The organism is Botryobacter ruber (genome assembly GCF_003347595.2).
GTDB lineage: Bacteria > Bacteroidota > Bacteroidia > Cytophagales > Hymenobacteraceae > Pontibacter > Pontibacter ruber_A.
The window spans coordinates 128,859-145,678 of record NZ_QCZK02000010.1 but is presented as its reverse complement, the minus strand read 5'-3'; the positions used below and the strand labels follow the sequence as shown (position 1 = coordinate 145,678).

Sequence of the window (16,820 nt, the reverse complement as noted above, 5' to 3'; positions counted from 1 at the left end):
GAAATAACTAAAAACTTAATGATGACGAAAAAAACGGTTTATTCTTCAATTCTTGTTCTTTTCCTGGGCGCATGTGCTTCGCCTAATGTAGGGCAGTCAAACAACGCAGAACAAGCTGGCAATGCCGTTGCAACTAAAAATGTAGTCCAGGTTAAGAATAATAATCCATTGCTTCCAGAATCTGCAAACGAGGTGCAGGCAGTAATAGAAAAGGTGAACAATTATTGGCAGGCAGAAAACCCCAATCATGGCTGGGCCTTCTGGGACATAGCCGCCTACCACACCGGTAATATGGAAGCCTTTAAGGTAACCGGAAATGAAAAATACAAAAACTACTCCGAAGCCTGGGCCGAGAAAAACCAGTGGATGGGCGCAAAATCTACGGATAAATCGAAGTGGAAATACACCTATGGCGAAAAAGACGACTACGTGTTGTTCGGCGACTGGCAGATAGCATTCCAGACCTACATCGACCTGTACAACCTGGATAAGAACAAGGACGGGAAAAAAATTGCCCGGGCCAAAGAAGTAATGGAGTACCAGATGAGTACGCCAAACAAGGATTACTGGTGGTGGGCCGACGGCCTTTACATGGTGATGCCTGTAATGACGAAGCTTTACAAAACAACCGGCAACAAACAGTACCTGGAAAAACTGTACGAGTATTTCAGCTATGCCGACTCCATCATGTACGACCCGGAAGTAAAGCTGTACTACCGCGATGTCAAGTATGTGTACCCGAAACACAAAAGCGCAAACGGCAAGAAAGATTTCTGGGCACGCGGCGACGGTTGGGTGTTTGCCGGTTTAGCCAAAGTGTTGCAGGACCTTCCGAAGAACGACCCGCACTATGCCTTTTTTGAAGGCAGGTACAAAGATATGGCCGTGGCCATAGCCAGAACACAACGGCCGGAAGGCTACTGGACCAGGAGTATCCTGGACCCGGAACACGCTCCGGGACCGGAAACAAGCGGCACCGCTTTCTTTACCTACGGGCTGCTGTGGGGCATCAACAACGGTTACCTGGATAAGGAAGCTTATTTGCCATTTGCAGCAAAGGGCTGGAACTATCTGACCACTACAGCCTTGCAGCCAACGGGCAAAGTAGGCTATGTACAACCCATCGGCGAGCGGGCTATTCCCGGGCAGGTGGTAGACGTTAATTCTACTTCAGCATTCGGGGTAGGCGCCTATTTGCTGGCGGCCTCCGAAATGTACCGTCTTGTAAAATAGCTTTTATCAACCCTACCGAATGATTTACCTCACAAACAGTAAACTTACATCCGGATTGCTGGCCGCTGCCTGGGGACTGTTGCTGCTCACGTTCTCCTGTACGCCCGAATTGCATTCTCCCAAAACAACCACCATTGCCGATGGCTGGGCGAATAACTCGGTAAATGTGGTCGTGTTTCGCAAGAACTCCCTTGTTACCCACCACAACACCCAGTATGCCGCCTGGTACGACCAGGACCGGTCGGTGGTGCTGGCAAAGCGGGAAGTCGGTTCTGAGAAATGGGAAATCCGGAGAACAGATTTCAAAGGCAACGCCAACGATGCGCACAACAGCATCAGCATCATGGTGGATGGCGATGGTTTTCTGCACCTTTCCTGGGACCACCACAACAACCGCCTCAAGTACGCCCGCAGCACCAGTCCCGGCTCGCTGGAACTGACCGATAAACTACCCATGACAGGCATCAACGACCTGAATGTATCTTACCCGGAGTTCTACCGGTTGCAGAACGGCAACCTGCTGTTTTTTTACCGCGATGGCGGCTCGGGCCGTGGCAACATGGTTCTTAACGCCTACGATACGCAGCAGAAGGAATGGAGGCAGCTGCATCAGAACTTAATTGACGGCGAAGGGCAGCGCAATGCCTACTGGCAGGCCTATATCGATGAACGCGGTACCATCCATGTGTCGTGGGTGTGGCGCGAAAGCCCGAACGTAGCCAGTAACCACGACCTCGGCTACGCCCGTTCCACCGACGGCGGCAGAACCTGGGAGAAGTCGAACGGTGAGAAATATAGCCTGCCCATCACGGCTGCCACCGCAGAATACGCCTGGAAAATTCCCCAGAACAGCGAGCTCATCAACCAGACCTCCATGGGCGCCGACAGCAAGGGGAACCCTTTCATTGCCACGTACTGGCGGGAGCAGGGCGAGACCGTGCCGCAATATCACATTGTGTACCAGGATGGAAACGAGTGGAAGGAGCTGGAACTGGATTTTCGCACCACCCCCTTCAGCCTGAGCGGCGCAGGCACCAAGCGCATTCCCATTGCCCGGCCGCAGATTATGGTGAAAACGAAGGGTGCTAAAACAGCTGCTCTGATGATATTCCGCGACGAAGAGCGGGGCAGCAAAGCATCTGTCGCGATTATCGACGATGTGAAAAGTGGAAAGTGGGAACTGAAAGACCTGACAGAAAAATCATTGGGTTCCTGGGAGCCCACCTACGATACCGAGCTCTGGAAAAACAAGGGCATCCTGAACCTCTTCGTGCAAAAGGTGGAGCAGGTGGATGGCGAAGGCCGTGCCAACATGCCGCCGCAAGCGGTAGAAGTAGTAGCCTGGAAGCCGAAGTTCTGAGCAGCAGCTACCTGAAAAAACTTTGCTGCACCAGCCACCACAGCCTCTGCTCCTGAAAACCTGCAGGGTGTGTGTGCCCATACACCGGTTTTTGATTTTTGAAGCCTGATCGATAGATAACTATACTTTTCTGACTTGAAAAAGCTATTCACTTTTCTGCTCCTGTTGGTATATGCTTTCGTTGCCCATGCACAGGCTCCTATGTGGCTGGATGAGCGCCGGAACGAGGAAAACCGCATGCCCATGCACAGCTCCTACTATGTGTATGAGTCGGAAGCTGCCCTGCAGCGGGCAGACTGGAAAACCTCCGCCAATTACCTGAACCTGAACGGCGACTGGAAATTTAATTGGGCCGAGAAACCCGCCGGACTGCCTGCCGATTTTGAGAAAACAGATTTCAACGACAGCAACTGGAGCACCTTTAAAGTGCCGGGCAACTGGGAGATAAACGGTTATGGCTTCCCTATCTACTCCAGCGCCGGCTTCGAATTTACCTACCTCATGCGTCCTGCCCCGCCTGTGGTGCCCATGGACGAGAACCCCACCGCCATCTACCGCCGCGAAATTACACTGCCCGAAAACTGGAACGGGAAGCAGGTGGTGCTGCACATCGGGGCCGCCAAATCAAACCTGGCAGTGTGGGTAAACGGCCGCTATGTGGGCTATGGCGAAGACGGCAAACTGCCTTCCGATTTCGATGTTACCTCGTTTGTGAAGCCGGGCAAAAACCTGGTCGTGCTGCGCATCATGCGCTGGTGCGACGGCACCTACCTCGAAGACCAGGACTTCTGGCGCCTCAGCGGCATCACCCGTGACTGCTACCTGCTGGCCCGCAACCCGGTGCACCTCTACGATGTGGAGCTGGTACCCGACCTGGACGAGCAGTACAAAAATGGCAGCCTGCAGGTAACGCTCAAGCTGAACCAGCAACCAACAGCACCCGTACAGGCCCACTTCCAGCTGCTCGACGGCGAGAAGGTAATAACGCAGCAGGCTGTGCAGTTTACCAACGAAGCTGTGGCAAACTTTAACCTGCCGGTAACCGCTCCAAAACTCTGGACGGCCGAAACCCCCAATTTATATAAGGCCGTTATCCGGATGAAGGATAGCAACGGTACACTGCTGGAGATTATCCCGCAGCGCGTGGGCTTCCGGGAAGTAGAAATAAAAGAAGGAAAACTGCTCGTGAACGGGAAGCCGGTGCTCATCAAAGGTGTAAACCGCCACGAAACCGATCCTGTTACCGGCCACGCGCTTTCAAAAGAGGCGATGCTGCGCGACATAAAAGTCATGAAGCAGTTCAACATCAACGCCGTGCGCACCAGCCACTATCCCAACGACGAATACTGGTACGAACTCTGCGACGAATACGGGCTGTACGTGGTAGACGAAGCTAACATCGAGTCGCACGGCATGGGCTACGACATCACCAAAACCATCGCCAACGTACCCTCCTGGGCCGATGCCCACCTGATGCGGGTGCAGCGCATGGTGGAGCGCGACAAAAACCACCCCTCCGTTATTACCTGGAGCATGGGCAACGAGGCGGGCAATGGCTACAACTTCTATACCTGCTACCTCTGGATGAAGGAGCGGGATAAGTCACGGCCCGTGCAGTACGAACGCGCCGTGGCCGAGTACCGCACCTTTACCTGGGAGTGGAACTCCGACATCATCGTGCCCATGTACCCGACAGTAGAGGGAATGGCAGCCTACGCCAAAGCAAACCCGAAGCCGGAGCGTCCTTTTATCATGTGCGAATACGCCCACGCCATGGGCAACTCGCTGGGCAACTTCACCGACTACTGGAACCTAATCCGCGGAAACAGGCATGCTTTCCAGGGGGGCTTTATCTGGGATTTCGTAGACCAGAATTTCAAAGATGTAAATGCCTCCGGCGATACCATCTACACCTACGGCGGCGACTACGGGCCCAAAGACCGGCGCATCCCCAACAGCCAGAACTTCCTGAGCAACGGCATCTTTTACGCCAACCGCAAGCCCTACCCGCATGCCTGGGAAATGAAAAAGGTGTACCAGGATTTCCACACAAAACTGATCAGTCCGAATACCATTGAAATCTTTAACGAAAAGCTCTTTACCGGCTCCGAAAACCTGGAACTGGCGTGGGAGCTGGTAGTTGATGGCGTGCGCAAAAAATCCGGTACGCTTGGCAAGCTGGCTGTTGGTCCGCAGCAGTCGGCACAGTATAAGCTGCCGGTAAAAGTACCCCCAACCGGGGAAGCTTTCCTGAACCTGGCCTACAAGCTGAAAGCGGCGGAGCCGCTGGTGCCGGCCGGCCATGTGGTGGCAACGGAGCAGCTGAAACTGGGCGGCGCTTATAATAACACGCTGGCGCTGAAAGGGCAGGGTGCCGTGCAGGTAAAAAACAATGCGGAAGCCCTGACTATTCAGTCTGCTGCTGCCACCATTGCCTTTGATAAGAAGACCGGCTGGCTGAAGCAGTACACGGTGCAGGGGGTAAACTACCTCGAAGAAAATGCCTTCCTGAAAACCAATTTCTGGCGCGCCCCCAACGACAACGACTTCGGCGCTAACCTGCAGGACAAGCTCAAAGTCTGGAAAACCGTATCGCAGCAGCCACAGCTCCAGGAAATGAAACATACAGTTGCAAACAACATTGCTACCGTGGACGCGCTGTACAAATTGCCCGAAGTGGCGGCGCAGCTACACCTGCAGTACCAGGTAAATGGCAAAGGCGAATTACTGGTTGAGCAAAAGCTGGTAGCCGATACTACAGCCAACGTCGCAATGATGCCCCGCTTCGGGATGCAGTTCGTTTTACCGGCAGGCTTCAACAGCATCGCCTACTACGGCCGCGGCCCGCACGAAAATTACCAGGACCGGAACTTCAGTGCGCACCTGGGGGTGTATAAGCAAACGGTAGACGAGCAGTACTTCCCGTATGTGCGTCCGCAGGAAACCGGCAACAAAACCGACATCCGCTGGTTCCGCATCCTCAACGGCTCGGGTAAAGGCCTGCAGGTAACCTCGGATAGACCGCTGAGCATGAGCGCCCTGCACTACTACGACAGCGACCTCGACGACGGCGACAAAAAAGACCAGCGCCACGCCGGCGACCTGAAGCCGCGCCCACAGACACAACTCAGCATCGATGCCAGCCAGATGGGCGTGGGCGGCACCGACAGCTGGCGTTCGTTACCTTTGGAGCAATACCGCCTGCCTTATAAGAATTACACCTATAAGTTTATGATAAAGCCGGTAAGCAAATAGGTAAAGTTTAGTGAAGAAAGAAGCGGTTTGGTTGCTCCAGGAGGTACAGCGGGAATGGTGGCAGGAGCAGCAGGCTGCGATAAAACAAATTAACCAGTCAGTATAACTCATGAAAGGACTTGTAGCGCTACTCCTCACCCTCGCCTGTGTACTCGGATGCTCCGGGCTCACCCATGCCCAAAAGAAAAAAGCCACTCCCGCCCCCAACGACCGGCAGCTGTGGCTCAGCCACCTCGATAAAGTGGCCCGACCGGTGCTTTCTAACCTGGCCGAAGACAAGCTGAAGCAGAACATGCCGGTGGTACTATCCGACAGGATTGACAACAAAGCAGGTCGTGCCAAGGTAACGTACCTGGAGGCTTTCGGGCGGGTAATGAGCGGCATCGGCCCCTGGCTGAACCTGGAAGGAGGCGCCAGAGAAGAAGTAGCGCTACGCAACCAGTACCGGCAGTGGGCGCTGAAGGCGGTGGCCAATGCCGTAAACCCGCAGGCAAAAGATTATATGCAGTGGCAGGGCGGGCAGCCGCTGGTAGATGCCTCGTTTTTTGCACTGGGCCTGGTGCGTTGTCCCTGGTTGTGGGAGCACCTGGAGCCGGCCGTACAGGAGCAGGTCGTTACAGCCTTGCGCAGCACACGCCCCACCATCCCGGTGTACACCAACTGGATATTGTTTAGTGGCATGATCGAAGCCTTCTTCTGCAAGTATGGGCTGGAGTACGACCCGGTTCGCATAGAGTATGCTGTGCGCGAGTTCAAGGAACACTGGTACGTTGGCGATGGTCTGTATTCCGATGGCATGCACTTCGCCCTCGACTACTACAACAGCTATGTGATTCAGCCTTACCTGGTTACCATTGTTGAGGTGGTTAACCAAAAGAATAACCTCTACAAATCGTACGTGCCGCAGCTCGACAAAATTACCAAACGCTATGCCGACATCCAGGAAAGACTGATTCATACCGACGGCTCCTTCCCGGTACTGGGCAGGTCTATTGTGTACAGGGGAGGCGCTTTCCACCACCTGGCAGACATGGCCCTGCGCCGGCAGCTGCCCGAAAACGTGAAGCCGGAGCAGGTAAGAGGAGCCTTAACGGCAGTGCTTAAGAAAACGCTGGAAGCGCCGGCTACCTACACCAAAGACGGCTGGCTCAGCATCGGCCTGTACGGCAGCCAGCCCAACCTGGCGGAGTTCTACATCACCACCGGCAGCCTCTACCTCTGCGCCACCGCTTTCCTGCCGCTGGGCCTGCCCGAAACCGACGACTTCTGGGCAAAGCCGGCAGCACCCTGGACAGCCGTGAAAGTATGGAGCGGCCAGGATATGCCAGCCGACCATGCCGTGCATTAAATCGAGTGCTGCCAACCAAACAAATTTGAGGAGATGACTACAAACACCCGTAAAGCAGCAGAGAGCATGGAGGGAGGTGCAGTTGCCTTTTGTAAAAGCCTGTGCCTGTTCCTGGTGTGCCTTTGTGGTGCTGCTACCCTGCAGGCGCAGGGCACTAAAGCAGATTACGACCGTGCGCAGGCCTTCGGCGCCAGTCTGAACGACAAGGTTTATTTTGCACCGGCTGCCTTCCACTGGCTGAAAGACGAAGCCAGGTTCTGGTACAGCCACACCACGCCCCGCGGAAAAGAATTTGTGCTGGTAGACGCGCAGCAACTGCAGAAAGCACCTGCGTTCGATCATGCAGCCCTTGCACAAGGTCTGTCACGGGCTGCGGGCAAAGAGGTGGAGGCTTACAAGCTGCCTTTTTACACCCTATCGTTTGCAGACGACGGCAAAACCATTGCGTTCGACGCCTACGGGAAAACCTGGCACTGCGACCTGGGCACCTACCACTGCCAGGAAAAACCAAAAAGCCGCGACAACGGCAGGGGTAACCGTTACTGGGGCGCCAACCGCGACGAACTGAGCAATGGCCCGGTCACTTCGCCTGACGGACAGTGGGTGGCTTTCATCAAAAACTTCAACGTGTACATCCACGCAGCCAACAACAAACAGGAGGAGTACCAGCTAAGTTTCGATGGTTCCGAAGGCGAGTTTTATTCTTCGCACCTGGAGTGGTCGCCCGATTCCAGGAAGCTGGCTACTAACAAGGTAAGAGCCAACAAGGAGCACCTGATGTACTTTGTAGAATCCTCGCCGGTCGACCAGCTGCAGCCCAAGCTGCACTCGCGCCCTTACCTGAAACCAGGCGACGCGCTGCCCCAGAAAAAGCCGCAGCTCTTTCTCATCGACTCAAAAAAGCAGGTGGAGGTAGATGCTTCGCTTGTGCCGGACCAGTACCATCTGACCAACCCCTCGTGGCGCAAAGACAGCCGTGCTTTTACCGTGGAGTACAACGGACGGGGCCACCAAATTTATAGAGTGGTAGAGGTAGATGCCGTAACCGGACAGGCAAGAGCATTGGTTGACGAGCAGGCCAAAACCTTCTTCAGCTACAGCGGCAAAAAATATCGCTACGATGTGGAAGATGGCAAGGAAATTATCTGGGCCTCGGAGCGCGACGGCTGGAACCACCTCTACCGCTACGACGGCAAAACCGGTAAAGTCAAAAACCAGATAACCAAAGGGGAGTGGGTGGTACGGAGCGTGGTAAAGGTGGATGAAGCCAGTCGTACCATCATCTTCGAAGCCAGCGGGCGCGAAAAAGGGCAGGACCCCTACCTGGTGCAGCTCTACCGCATCAACTTCGATGGCAAAGGCTTAACGCGCCTCACTTCCGAAGATGGAAACCACAAAGCTTCTTTCTCTCCGGACTTTACTTACTTTATAGACTCCTACTCCCGTGTGGATGCGCCGCAGATTATAGTACTCCGAAGCACTGCCGACGGCAAGGTGCTGCTGGAACTGGAAAAGGCCGATGTAACGGAACTGCTGAAGACCGGCTGGAAAGCACCGGAAGTATTTACAGCAAAAGGCCGTGATAACAAAACAGACATTTGGGGCATCATCATTCGGCCTTCCAATTTCGATGCCGCTAAAAAGTACCCCATTATCGAGTACATCTACGCCGGTCCGCACGACTCCTTTGTGCCCAAATCGTTCGGTACGCTCCGCTGGATGTATGAGCTGGCCGAGCTGGGTTTTGTGGTGGTGCAACTGGATGGCATGGGTACTTCTAACCGGTCGAAAGCCTTCCATGATGTGTGCTGGCAGAACCTGAAAGACGCCGGCTTCCCCGACCGTATGGCCTGGATAAAAGCAGCGGCTGCCAGGTACCCTTCCCTGGATACGGAGCGTGTGGGCATTTTCGGTACCTCCGCCGGCGGACAGAGCGCAGCAGGGGCACTGTTGTTTCACCCGGAGTTTTACAAGGTAGCGGTTTCATCGGCAGGCTGCCACGACAACCGCATGGACAAAATCTGGTGGAATGAGCAGTGGATGGGAAAACTGGGGCCGCATTATGCCGAATCGTCCAACGTAACCAACGCCCATAAACTCACCGGAAAACTGATGCTGATACTCGGGGAACTCGACGACAACGTGGATCCTGCCTCTACGCTGCAACTGGTAAATGCCCTGATCAAAGCAAACAAGAACTTCGACTTCCTGATGGTGCCGGGCATGGGCCACTCCGGTGGCGGCGACTACGGCGAACACAAGCGCCGCGATTTCTTTGTGAAGCACCTGTTGGGGGTAGAGCCCCCGGAGTGGGAGGGGCATCAGACCATTATACCACAGAAGGAAACCCAGCCGCAGGTATCGACACAGCAGCAGTAGGGGATAGCGACAACAGATTAAAACAAATACCATGAAGACGAGTGCCAGTGCCTTTCTTTTATTTCTTTTATTTCTGCTGTTTCTGCTCAGTTCCGGTATAAGCCCGCTGGCTGCCCAGCCGGCGAATCAGTACATTCCAGCCGCTAAAACAGAGGTGAGCGACCTGATAAAAAAGGTCAACAACTACTGGCAGTCCACAAACCCGACCCACGGAAATGCCTTCTGGCACAATGCATCCTACCACACAGGGAACCTGGAAGCCTACAAAATAACGGGTGTTGAAGCGTATAAAAACTATTCTGAAGCCTGGGCAAACCGGAACAACTGGATGGGCGCCACCCAATCCGACAAAACCAGGTGGCGCTATGCCTCCTACAGCGAGTCGAACGACTGGGTGATGTTTGGTGACTGGCAGATTGCCTTTCAGGTGTACATTGATTTATATAACCTGGATGCGGTAAAGGACCCTCAAAAGATAGCCCGTGCCAGAGAGGTGATGGAATACCAGATGAGCCTGCCGCACGTGGATTACTGGTGGTGGGCCGACGGACTTTACATGGTGATGCCCGTGATGACAAAGCTGTACAAGGTAACAGGAAACCAGCTTTACCTGGACAAACTGCATCAGTATTTAAGCTATTCCAATTCGATTATGTATGATGCGGAGGCGAAGCTCTACTACCGCGATGCCAAATATGTATTTCCGAACTGGAAGACCTCCAACGGGAAAAAAGATTTCTGGGCACGTGGCGATGGCTGGGTATTCGCCGGTTTTGCCAGGGTGCTACAGGATTTGCCTGGGACCGATGTGCACCGGAGCGAGTATGTCCAATCGTTTAAAGGGATGGCGCAGGCGATTGCTGCTTCACAGCAGTCGGAGGGATACTGGTCGAGAAGCATGCTCGATACGGCACACGCACCCGGCTACGAAACAAGTGGTACGGCTTTTTTTACCTTTGGCCTGCTGTGGGGGATAAATAACGGGATTCTGGACAAAGAAACTTACCTTCCTGTCGCAGCCAAAGCCTGGAATTATTTAACTACCATTGCGCTGCATGAAAACGGAAAAATAGGATACGTGCAACCCATAGGCGAGCAGGCAGTTCCCGGTATGGAAGTTGGCTACCAAAGTACGGAGCGTTTCGGGGTGGGGGCTTTTCTGTTGGCTGCCTCCGAAATGTACCGCTATGTGGAGAGCACCGAAAATATAACCGGTACCAAACCTGATACAGTAGCAGAACAGTTTTCCATATATCCAAATCCTGCTACTGCAACAGCCAACGTGCTGGTGCCGTCAGGTGTGCGATGCCAATGTATTGAAGTGAAAGACGCCCAGGGAAAGACAGTAGCAAATCGCAGAGGCGAACTGGCGGGGGAGGTAACGCTGGCGTTAGAGCATCTTCCGAAGGGGCTGTACCTTATTCAGTTACACACCGGCAAAGGCATCTATACCAAAAAGCTCGTGCTGAATTGAGAGGCACATCCTGTTCAGTTTGCTAGCTGAAGATAGAAATATTTTTTGCTCTTCTGGACATCTATGTCCAGAAGCCTTCTGTCGGGGACATCCTTGTCCCCGTACCTACTTCTGATTTGGAACGCGGACATTCATGTCCGCACCAGCTTAAAGTTCAGGACACAAATGTCCTGGATAGCTATAAAAATTGTACACTTTGTCATAAACCTTTTAATAGAGTGTCCTGGTAAATTCACTAATTTCGTTTAACAGAGTTTTTCTTTTCTATGTGCGTTACAGCAGAAATCAACATGCCAGCTAAAAATTTCAAAAGTAAATTCATCCTGAAAAGCCTGCTGCTCCTCTTCTCCGTGGCGGGCAGCTCGTGCCAGCAGCAGCTCTACACCAAAACCTTTACCGTAGAAAACAAACTGGCCATGGCCCGGAAGGCCGAGACCGTGAGCGTGCCGGTGAGCCAGGTAAGCAAAATGGTAGAAAAATTCGGAGCCGGGAACGTGGTCATCCGGGAGGCTGCTTCAAAACAGGCGCTGGTAACGCAGCCGCTGGATGTGGATATGGACGGGAAGGCAGACGAAATCCTGTTCCAGACCGACATCAACCCAAACGAAAAAAAGAAGTTTACCATTGAGGGCCTGGAAAATGGCGCGGCACTGCAACCCAAACCCAAGCTGACTACCTATTCGCGCTTCGTACCCGAACGCACCGACGATTACACCTGGGAAAACGACCGGGTCGCCTTTCGCACCTATGGGCCGGTAGCGCAGCAGCTGGCCGAAGCCGGTAAGCCGGACGGTACCCTCACCAGTGGCATGGATGCCTGGCTCAAGCGGGTAGAATATCCTGTTATAGACAAGTGGTACAAAAAGTATACAGATAAAACAGGCTCTTACCACAACGATACAGGCGAAGGCTACGACCCCTACCACGTTGGCCCGAGCCGCGGCCTGGGCGGCATTGGCATCTGGAAGCATGATAAGCTGTATGTGTCTAAAAACTTTACAGGCTACAAAACAATTGCAACAGGTCCCATCCGCACCGTCTTTGAGCTAACGTATGCCCCCTGGCAGGCCGATGGTGTTACCGTTACCGAAACCAAGCGCATCAGCCTGGACCTGGGCAGTAACCTGAGCCGGCATGAGGTTCGCCTGCAAAGCGCTGAACCGTTGCCTGATCTGACCATCGGCATCACCCTGCACGATAAAAAAGGAACCGTAAAGGCGAACCAGGAGCAGGGTTGGTTCCGGTATTGGGAGCCCATGGACAATTCAGAACTGGGTACTGGCATTGTAGCAGACCCGGCAGTAGTGAAGGGCTACACAGATTACCGGGTAAATGCCCCGGACCGGAGCCACTTGTTTGTGCATGTAAATCCCACCAACAACAAAGTGATTTACTATACCGGCTTCGGGTGGAAGCGGAGCGGGCAGTTCACATCACCGGAAGAATGGGATGCTTACCTGGCTGACTTTGCAGCACGGATAGCATCGCCATTGGAAGTTGAATTTTAGAGTAAAATCAGGTTCAGGATGCCGTAATAGGAGTATATTTACATTTTGTTTGTGGAACGCAGAAAAGGCCAGTTCTTAGGTACGAGCACCTTCCAAAATTAACTTTACAGCATAAAAACAATGAGAAACATCTTAACAGAGCGAGTAGCAGCAAACGGCTTTCTGGGTATTACAGCATTGGTGGTGCTGTTTCATCTATTGGTTATTTTCAGCATCATTCCACCCGACATGGTGTGGGGCGGACGAATTGGAAGCGCTACAGAAATGATGACATTAGAAGTATTTTCAATCGCATTAAACCTAGTCATGTTTGCAGTTGTCGCGGTTAAAGCCGGCGTTATTCGTGTAAAGGTACACCCAACGGTGGTGAAAGTTGCTTTATGGACAATGGCTGTACTGTTCCTGCTGAATACCGTTGGCAACCTTCTTTCGAACAACGAGCTGGAGAAGCTGCTGTTTACGCCCCTCACGCTGCTGCTGTCGGTTTTCTGTTTCCGGCTGGCTTTACCTGCAGCTCCTCAGAAAGCCTAGCCCTCGTTACCCCGGGATTTCGTCGTTAATTTCGAGCCAGTAGCCATCCGGGTCCTGGATGTACAGCTGCCGGATGCCATCGGGCCGTATGGTTTCTATGTCAGGCACGCCAACCTTGTTGTAGTACCGGATGTTGTGGCGGCTTAAGCTTTTCATAAACTCATCGAGGGAGTCTGCGCTGAAGCAAAGATGCCTTTTAATATCCTGCCGGATTTCTTTCGGAGCGCCCTGAATCAGGTGCAGCTGCAACGGAGCGCCTAAGCTGTACCAGGCATGCCGGTCGTCGTTAAACGGGTCCGGGATTTTTTGTAGCTGCATCACCTGCTCGTAAAAAGCTGTGCTTTGCTGCAGGTCATGCACGTGTAAGGCGATGTGGTTGAATGTAAGCATAGGTGTTTTATTGTTTTTTAGGAGCAGTGGGTATGGTGACAGCTGCAAAGTAGTCATTTTTTACCGTAGTCCCTTACGCCTGCGCACCTGCTTACTGCTTCCGTTCAGTTACCGGCTCATACACCTCCGCCTCAATAATGCTTAATGTCCCTTTTGCCTTGCTGTCGTCGCGGGCTACGCCGTCGTCGAGTTTTTTGCCCGACACCTCTACCTGCAGGTTCTCTTCAGCGGTTGCGGAGCCGGCCAGCCGGATGCGTACTTTTCTGCCCTGCTGTGGTGTAAAGGTGGCCGTCCAGTAGCCCAGGCTTCTGTCGGTGGTGCCGTTAAAGACTTCCTTGCCGTCCACGGTAATTACAAGCGGGTAAATACGGGTGCGGAAGTTGTTGAGCTTTAACGTTACCTCGCTTACCATTGCCTCCCGCTCCAGCTCGTACTCTATCCAGGCGGTAGATAACTTGCCGTCGTTGTACCAGTCGGTGAGCTCGTTGTCGTCGAAGGAATGCACTGCTTTCTCCTGGTTAGCTCCTGCTCTTGCTTTTACAATGGCTACCGGTGTGCGTGTCAGCTTGTACGAAGGCGTCAGCGGGGTAGGACCGCGCTCCAGGTACGAAGGCAGGTTCTCGCCCGGCAGCACCGTCGCCAGGCCATCGGTAACCTTTACCGGACTGGAGGAAAGTTCTACTGCAGCTGCCTCCAAACCCGCTGCTGCTGCTTTGATGCTGATTTTCCCGGCTTTGGTCGTTGACCGCACCAGCACCCGGTTCACACCGCCTTCTACCGGCAGGCTTTTGGCGAGGATGTAGTTGTCCGGTCCCTGGGCAATGCCGCCACGCCATTCAGCCGGTCCTTCGAGTGTGAAGTTCACCATGTTCAGAGCGGTGGGGCAGCGGTTGCCTTTGGCATCTACTACTTCCACTTCTACCAGTGCCAGGTCGTGGCCGTCGGCTTTCAGGCCTTCCGGATGCTGCATCACGGTCAGGCGCAGGGCAGCCGGTTTGCCAGCCGTAGTTTTTTGAGCAGCACTGATTTCTTTACCCGCCGTGTCGTAGCCGATGGCGCTGAGGGTGCCTGGCTGAAACGCCACGTTATCGAAGGTGAAGAGGAAGCGGTGGCTTTGGGTGCCGTAGCCCAGGGACTTGCTATTTACTTTCAGCTCCACTTTATCGGCAGACGATACGACGTAAATTGGTTTTTTTACACCAGGCTCGTAGTTCCAGTGCCCCATGATGTGCGTGCGCGGATTTTCCACATCCACCCAGCCATCCCACATCACCTGGTGGGCAAAGAAGCCGTCCTTGGGGATGCGCATCGGGTCCACTTCGCCGCTACGGCGGTAGTTCTCGGCGCCGCGGTAGTGGGTGTTGGTGTCGGAGAAGACGATGTTCACGCCCCCGGAACTGACACGCTTGCCTGTTCCCGGGCGTTCTTTCCAGTAGTCGAACCAACGGATAACATTCTCTTTGGCATGCGAATCCTGGTTACGGTTGTAGACGCCATAATCAGACCGCTTTACCATGGCATTGGCACTGGCTGACCAGTATTCCTGTGGCCCGTCGCCGTCTTTGTGGTAAGGAGGCGAGAACTCGTCCCAGTACTTGCGCAGGCCCTCGTCGCGGGAGTATTCCATGGCCCACATCGGGATGTCGGCGCTTTTGTTGATGTAGAGCATTTCGCCACCGTATTCGGCTATTTTGCTGTCGAGCATTTCGCGGGAGCCGGCGGCGCGGCCACCATGCGGGTCGTACTTGTCGCGGATGGTTTTCATCTCGGCCATGTGCGCCTCGCTGATGGACTCATTGCCTGACTCGTAAAAGATGATGCTGGGGTTGTTGCGGTTGTATATGATGGCATCGCGCATCACGGCCGTGCGCTGGTCCCAGCGTACGCCTTCCACATCTTTTTCGGCATCACCGGCGGGCATGGCCTGCAACAGGCCCACGCGGTCGCAGCTTTCCACATCCTGCTTCCAGGGGGTGATGTGCATCCAGCGCACCAGGTTGCCGTTGCTTTTCACCATCAGTCCATTGCTGTAGTCGCTGAGCCAGGCCGGCACCGACATTCCTACGGCAGGCCACTCGTTGCTCGTACGCTGGGCGTAGCCATGCACCATGAGTACGCGGTCGTTGAGGTAAATCATGCCGTTTTTAAACTCGGTTTTACGGAAGCCGGTACGGGTTTTTACCTGGTCTACGGGCTTGCCGTTTACTTTGAGCGTGGTGTAGACGTTGTAGAGGTAGCCGTAGCCCCAGCTCCAGAAGTTCAGGTTGTTTACCCTGGCGCTGGCTGTTATCGTTTTTGTTTCGCCGGGGGCAAGGGTTGTAGTGGCTCCTGCAAAAGACTTCACTTTCTTGCCCTGCATATCTTCCACCACTACTTCGTACTGCACTTTCCGGGCCCTGTTGTGCTCGTTCTTTACTTCTGAGGCTGCCGTTATGGTGGCTGCTTTGCCGGGAATGTCGAAGTCGCTGGCGTACACGTACACGCCGGTGGTGCCCAAGTTGGAGTAGAGGGGCAGGGTCTGGTAAAGTTTGTCGGTGAGGTGCAGGTACACGTTTTTCTGGATGCCGCCGTAGTTGGCGTTGAAGTTGCGGTCTTCCCACTGGTACTTGGTGCCGGTGGCTTTCTCTTTGTAGTCCCAGTCGTTGTCGATGCGGGCGGCCAGCACGTTTTCCCCGTTAAAATTCACCAGGTCCGTTACATCGAAGCCGAAGGCGGTGATGCCGTTTTCGTGCAGGCCGATGTGCTTGCCGTTCAGGTAAAAGTCGCCTGCCTGGCGGATGCCTTCAAACTCCAGAAATACCTTCTGGCCACGGGCAGCAGCGGGCAGTTTAAAGCGTTTGCGGTACCAGGCAATGCCGGTGCTGTGGTCGACAATATCTTCCCTGAAAGCATCGTCTTCGTTCCAGGCCCAGGGCAGCGTAACTTTTTTCCAGGAGGCATCGTTGAAGCCAGGCGCTTCGGCCCCTTTTGTGTCGCCGACATGCACCTGCCAGCCGCTGTTGAAGTTGTAGGTTGCCCGTTGTGCTGCTGCATCCAGTAACACCAACAGCAGGAAAAACGAAAATAGTACTCGCAATTTCATGGTAAGCTATTATGATTTTATGTTATTTATGTCATCCCAAGGGGATCTTGTGGGTTTGTTTATTATACCGCAAGTTTAGCGACAGCGCAACTTGTGGTTGTTCATGAGGGCAGTTTGTAACTGCCGTATGTATTGTAAAGGAACGCCAGTTACAAACTGGCACTATTGTTAACCACCAGTTACCGCTGCGCTCAAACTGGCGGTATGAATTGTAAAAACACTGCCAAAGGTACCTTTAGGCAACAGCCGGAACAGGAACA

At 53.8% G+C, this 16,820-nt stretch carries 10 protein-coding genes; 8 read left to right on the top strand and 2 right to left on the bottom strand.

From position 1 onward, the window contains the following. Positions 1 to 18 precede the first annotated feature (18 nt). The 8 genes from DCW36_RS01965 (at position 19) to DCW36_RS01930 (ending at position 13,088) form a co-directional block, all read left to right on the top strand. Complete coding sequence (locus DCW36_RS01965) at positions 19 to 1,233, top strand: glycoside hydrolase family 88/105 protein (RefSeq protein ID WP_240676009.1); 1,215 nt, start codon at positions 19 to 21, stop codon at positions 1,231 to 1,233. Positions 1,234 to 1,252: 19 nt separating this feature from the next. Continuing rightward, positions 1,253 to 2,593, top strand: coding sequence for a BNR repeat-containing protein (locus DCW36_RS01960; RefSeq protein WP_114781820.1), 1,341 nt, complete (start codon positions 1,253 to 1,255; stop codon positions 2,591 to 2,593). 135 nt (positions 2,594 to 2,728) lie between these two features. After that, positions 2,729 to 5,848, top strand: coding sequence for a glycoside hydrolase family 2 TIM barrel-domain containing protein (locus DCW36_RS01955; RefSeq protein ID WP_205702855.1), 3,120 nt, complete (start codon positions 2,729 to 2,731; stop codon positions 5,846 to 5,848). A gap of 109 nt (positions 5,849 to 5,957) precedes the next feature. Then, the gene (locus tag DCW36_RS01950; protein ID WP_114781818.1) at positions 5,958 to 7,196 is read left to right on the top strand and encodes a DUF2264 domain-containing protein; all 1,239 of its coding nucleotides are present in this window, start codon (positions 5,958 to 5,960) and stop codon (positions 7,194 to 7,196) included. 33 nt (positions 7,197 to 7,229) lie between these two features. Next, a complete protein-coding gene (locus tag DCW36_RS01945; protein ID WP_240676008.1) occupies positions 7,230 to 9,575 on the top strand; it encodes a S9 family peptidase in 2,346 nt (781 codons plus the stop codon). 31 nt (positions 9,576 to 9,606) lie between these two features. Continuing rightward, a complete protein-coding gene (locus DCW36_RS01940; RefSeq protein ID WP_114781816.1) occupies positions 9,607 to 11,049 on the top strand; it encodes a glycoside hydrolase family 88 protein in 1,443 nt (480 codons plus the stop codon). Positions 11,050 to 11,339: 290 nt separating this feature from the next. Then, complete coding sequence (locus DCW36_RS01935) at positions 11,340 to 12,557, top strand: DUF4861 domain-containing protein (RefSeq protein ID WP_164891003.1); 1,218 nt, start codon at positions 11,340 to 11,342, stop codon at positions 12,555 to 12,557. 120 nt (positions 12,558 to 12,677) lie between these two features. Beyond that, entirely contained in the window at positions 12,678 to 13,088 is a 411-nt protein-coding gene (locus DCW36_RS01930) for a hypothetical protein (protein WP_114781814.1), read from the top strand. 6 nt (positions 13,089 to 13,094) lie between these two features. On the opposite strand, the gene DCW36_RS01925 is transcribed toward DCW36_RS01930, so the two are convergent. Together DCW36_RS01925 and DCW36_RS01920 are read right to left on the bottom strand one after the other, a co-directional pair. Continuing rightward, positions 13,095 to 13,478, bottom strand: a complete 384-nt coding sequence (locus DCW36_RS01925; RefSeq protein WP_114781813.1) for a VOC family protein — start codon at positions 13,476 to 13,478, stop codon at positions 13,095 to 13,097. 91 nt (positions 13,479 to 13,569) lie between these two features. Next, positions 13,570 to 16,560: a glycoside hydrolase family 2 protein gene (locus DCW36_RS01920; RefSeq protein ID WP_114781812.1), complete on the bottom strand. Its 2,991-nt coding sequence runs from the start codon at positions 16,558 to 16,560 to the stop codon at positions 13,570 to 13,572. Positions 16,561 to 16,820 lie beyond the last annotated feature (260 nt).

Coding starts and splice junctions, on each gene's coding strand:
- DCW36_RS01920 (WP_114781812.1), bottom strand. CDS start 16,560: ATGAAATTGCGAGTACTATTTTCGTTTTTCCTGCTGTTGGTGTTACTG.
- DCW36_RS01945 (WP_240676008.1), top strand. CDS start 7,230: ATGACTACAAACACCCGTAAAGCAGCAGAGAGCATGGAGGGAGGTGCA.
- DCW36_RS01925 (WP_114781813.1), bottom strand. CDS start 13,478: ATGCTTACATTCAACCACATCGCCTTACACGTGCATGACCTGCAGCAA.
- DCW36_RS01960 (WP_114781820.1), top strand. CDS start 1,253: ATGATTTACCTCACAAACAGTAAACTTACATCCGGATTGCTGGCCGCT.
- DCW36_RS01930 (WP_114781814.1), top strand. CDS start 12,678: ATGAGAAACATCTTAACAGAGCGAGTAGCAGCAAACGGCTTTCTGGGT.
- DCW36_RS01950 (WP_114781818.1), top strand. CDS start 5,958: ATGAAAGGACTTGTAGCGCTACTCCTCACCCTCGCCTGTGTACTCGGA.
- DCW36_RS01940 (WP_114781816.1), top strand. CDS start 9,607: ATGAAGACGAGTGCCAGTGCCTTTCTTTTATTTCTTTTATTTCTGCTG.
- DCW36_RS01965 (WP_240676009.1), top strand. CDS start 19: ATGATGACGAAAAAAACGGTTTATTCTTCAATTCTTGTTCTTTTCCTG.
- DCW36_RS01935 (WP_164891003.1), top strand. CDS start 11,340: ATGCCAGCTAAAAATTTCAAAAGTAAATTCATCCTGAAAAGCCTGCTG.